The sequence below is a fragment of the Thermanaeromonas sp. C210 genome (assembly GCF_013167955.1).
Classification (GTDB): domain Bacteria; phylum Bacillota; class DSM-521; order Neomoorellales; family Neomoorellaceae; genus UBA12545.
On sequence record NZ_BLWF01000006.1, the window covers coordinates 1 to 3,147 of the forward strand.

Below are 3,147 nucleotides of genomic sequence, written 5' to 3' on the forward strand. Positions count from 1 at the left end.
TTTCTTCTAGGGGCTTCTGGTTACTAACTTTAATTGGATGTGCCCCCGTCCTTTTCCTCCTTTTCTTCTAACTCACCCCCTCTTCCCCCTCTACTTAACCCTTTCCCACACTTTTTATTATAGAGCCCGCGGGGGGTTGACCGGAGGCTGAGTCTGTCGTATAATGTATTTCGGTAGTGTTCCTCGGTAGCTCAATGGTAGAGCGCTCGGCTGTTAACCGAGTGGTTGCAGGTTCGAGTCCTGCCCGGGGAGCCAAAAGGGGCCCATAGCTCAACGGCAGAGCAGCGGACTCATAATCCGTTGGTTCTAGGTTCGAATCCTAGTGGGCCCACCAATATTGAGAATCAAGGCTTCAGCGGATCTGAAGCGTTACCGTAAAATCAAAAATCCGCTGTTCTTAAAAATCCCCTTACTGGCAAGCAGTAAGGGGGTTTTATTTTATGAAAGTGCTGCGTATTGACGGCGTGAGAGAAGTTAAATGGCAGGAGGCTTTGCAGCAGTTCCTCTGGAAGAAGTCCGCTACAGGCATATCGGAGAGAACGCTAAAGGATTACCGGAAAATAGTGTCGCTGTTCTTTGGACGCTTTCCCGAAGCCTGGCCCAAGGCATTGAAACCGGCGGTCTACGAATTTATGGCAGACGATATTAAGCCAGCCACCTATAACCTCCGCCTGATATACCTCCGTGCCTTTTTCAATTTCTGCCTTGAAGAAGGGTACATTGAGGAAAATCCCCTGGCAGGTTTTAAACGCAAGAAAACCGATATACGTTTCGTAAATCTTGACTACGAGCATTTAGAAAAACTGCTATCCTTGCCTAACAGGAAAACCTTTGCTGGTCTAAGAGATTACGCTTTGCTACTGCTAACGCTAGATACTGGGATAAGGCCGAGTGAAGCGTTAAGCCTTATGCCGGAAGATGTAAACCTGAAAGCCCTAACCGTAACCGTTAGCGCTGAAACTGCGAAAACTAGAGTCGCCAGGACACTCCCCCTTTCTCCTGCCACTGCTGATGCCATAAGAAAACTGCTGGCAGTTAGACCTCCGCTGTGGAAGAATGCTCCATTATTCTGTTCGCAAGACGGAAGGAAGATGCTAGAAACTTCTTGGTGGCATAGGGTGAATAAATACTGTCAAAAATTAGGCATTAAACTTCGGGCATACGACTTACGGCATATAGCAGCCACTGAATTCTTAAGGGGTGGCGGTAATGTTCACGCTTTAAGACACCTCTTAGGACACACCGGCCTGGCTATGGCCCAAAAATATGTTCACCTGCTGGATTCCGACATTAGAGAGCAGCATAGCCAGGCCAGCATAGTGCAGAGAATGTTTTCCCGTCACCGAGTTAGGAAAGTTCAAGGAAAAGAGAGCAAGCCAGGGCAAAGGGCACGCTGCTAAAGCGTGCCCTTGCTATTCGGCAGATTAACTTTAAGCTCCGGTGGCATTGGCAGTTTGATATTCAGGGAAGTTGAAGCTACTGCGCCAACTTTATAAGAGCGCTGTTCTTTTATCTTTTGCCTATGCCTCTTAACATATAGTCTGTTTCGCTCCTTCTCTACTATCTCCTTGCACTGGGGGCAATATTTTTGCCGGTTAGAATTAGGTGTAAATCCTCTGCCGCATTTCACACACTGTTTCTGTGCCAGATGACCAATTTTGAGAGGTTTGAACTTGCACCTTGATTCGGGTAGGGCAGCAGCATGAGCATGTTCCCGTTGCACTTCCTGCCCAGTATCAGAGCTTGATAACGGTTTAAGGCTTTCCCCAGTATTAGTATTTGGAATCAGAGGTTGGCAGGCTAAAGCCTTGTCAGTATCAGTAGCAAGTAAATTTCTACTAGCGTTAAACGTTGATACACTTACCCTTAAGGAGTCTTTAAGACCTGAAAGCCATTTAAACGCCTTTACGCTTGAATGCCTTAACAGAGAGATAATTTCGGTCAATAGCGACAAGAAAATAGCCCCTAACGGCTTTTCTTGTATAATTTCACCAGGAAAGCAAAATCTAACTCTGCCATCTTGGATAACGGGGAGTAGCTTCATATAAAATGCACTCCTTTTTTGCGATTAAACTTTATTTATGGCTCATACAAACTGAAAATCTCCCATTTAGCTTTGTTTATCCGTTATTTCTTACTATTGCTCGAAGAATCAGTGCTACAGTTCAATTCTTCTGCATAGTAAGTTACAGATAGAAAGTCATAATGGTAAGGATTTTGCAGGTAGTCTATAGCTGTAGAATAAAAATTCTTAAGTTCGGGAAGAAGGGGCAGGCCGGTAAGCTCCTGGAAGTCTATTAGCTTTTTCACCTGGGGCAGAATTCTTAACAGCATATCGTTGAATTCCTGCTGTTCATGCATGACTGTTCGACCCCCCTCAAAATATGAGTTCTAATTTGTCAGTCAAAAAAGCTAAACGTTAGCAATATCAAAGCATTCCAGGTTTTAAACTGCCCTGCTGTTTTAAAAATTGTTTGGTACAAGGGGTAAGTAAATTTAAGCTAATATAAAACCCTTTACCCCTTATTTTTATGTTTTCAGAAACCCTTGAAAATCAAGGCTTTACAACCTCTCTAATTTGTCAGTTTTGACTTTTCTGTAATATTTTCTCACCGCCTTTCTATGGGCTTCAGCATAAGCTATTTTCTTGCACCTAGAACAATACTTCTGCCTGTTAGAGGTAGCCTGAAAGACGCTGCCACATCCGGCACAAGCGACTTTGCGAGCGACAGGTTTGCGAATGCCAGTGGAAAACTCAAAGTCAATATCTGGATTGGCAAGAAGCGGCATTTCTCCAACTTTCTGCTCAATCAGACTTTCGACTATTTCTTTTGATCCTACGAATTGCATGGCAAGGAGCTTCCCTGTTCGGGCGTCATAATAATCAGCCATCAACTTAAGGCCGTAGCGTTGGGCTAACTTTACCACCTCCTGATTTTGGGTATACAGCGCATAAAGATCACCCTCCAACGGCCATGCTTCAGTAATAAGGGCCAACAGACTTCACCCCCTTTCGTCGTTGGGCGTTGTCCCAAAAATCGTGGAAAATGAAGGTGGCGGTCCCTCAATCCTCTGTGATATAACAGAGGTGGACAATCCATACAAAAGGAGGTAACCGCCACCAATGCCAGTATATCACAAGTCAAA

At 44.7% G+C, this 3,147-nt stretch carries 4 protein-coding genes and 2 tRNA genes; 3 read left to right on the forward strand and 3 right to left on the reverse strand.

The window, feature by feature from the left end:
* Positions 1 to 180: 180 nt before the first annotated feature.
* From TAMC210_RS13095 to TAMC210_RS13105, 3 genes are all read left to right on the forward strand, one after another.
* Positions 181 to 255, forward strand: a tRNA-Asn gene (locus tag TAMC210_RS13095).
* Positions 256 to 259: 4 nt separating this feature from the next.
* Positions 260 to 334, forward strand: a tRNA-Ile gene (locus tag TAMC210_RS13100).
* A gap of 106 nt (positions 335 to 440) precedes the next feature.
* A complete protein-coding gene (locus TAMC210_RS13105; RefSeq protein ID WP_173299266.1) occupies positions 441 to 1,400 on the forward strand; it encodes a tyrosine-type recombinase/integrase in 960 nt (319 codons plus the stop codon).
* Here TAMC210_RS13105 and TAMC210_RS13110 read toward each other — a convergent pair.
* The 3 genes from TAMC210_RS13110 to TAMC210_RS13120 all read right to left on the reverse strand — a co-directional run bounded on the left by TAMC210_RS13110 (position 1,397) and on the right by TAMC210_RS13120 (position 2,997).
* Positions 1,397 to 2,044: a hypothetical protein gene (locus tag TAMC210_RS13110; protein ID WP_173299267.1), complete on the reverse strand. Its 648-nt coding sequence runs from the start codon at positions 2,042 to 2,044 to the stop codon at positions 1,397 to 1,399. The genes TAMC210_RS13105 and TAMC210_RS13110 overlap by 4 nt on opposite strands.
* Positions 2,045 to 2,127: 83 nt before the next feature.
* The gene (locus TAMC210_RS13115; protein ID WP_173299268.1) at positions 2,128 to 2,334 is read right to left on the reverse strand and encodes a hypothetical protein; all 207 of its coding nucleotides are present in this window, start codon (positions 2,332 to 2,334) and stop codon (positions 2,128 to 2,130) included.
* Between the two features lie 228 nt (positions 2,335 to 2,562).
* Entirely contained in the window at positions 2,563 to 2,997 is a 435-nt protein-coding gene (locus TAMC210_RS13120; protein WP_173299269.1) for a hypothetical protein, read from the reverse strand.
* Positions 2,998 to 3,147 lie beyond the last annotated feature (150 nt).

What these genes read in the sequence shown, in the direction of transcription:
- TAMC210_RS13115 (WP_173299268.1), bottom strand. Translation starts at nt 2,334, where the DNA reads ATGCTGTTAAGAATTCTGCCCCAGGTGAAAAAGCTAATAGACTTCCAG.
- TAMC210_RS13110 (WP_173299267.1), bottom strand. Translation starts at nt 2,044, where the DNA reads ATGAAGCTACTCCCCGTTATCCAAGATGGCAGAGTTAGATTTTGCTTT.
- TAMC210_RS13105 (WP_173299266.1), top strand. Translation starts at nt 441, where the DNA reads ATGAAAGTGCTGCGTATTGACGGCGTGAGAGAAGTTAAATGGCAGGAG.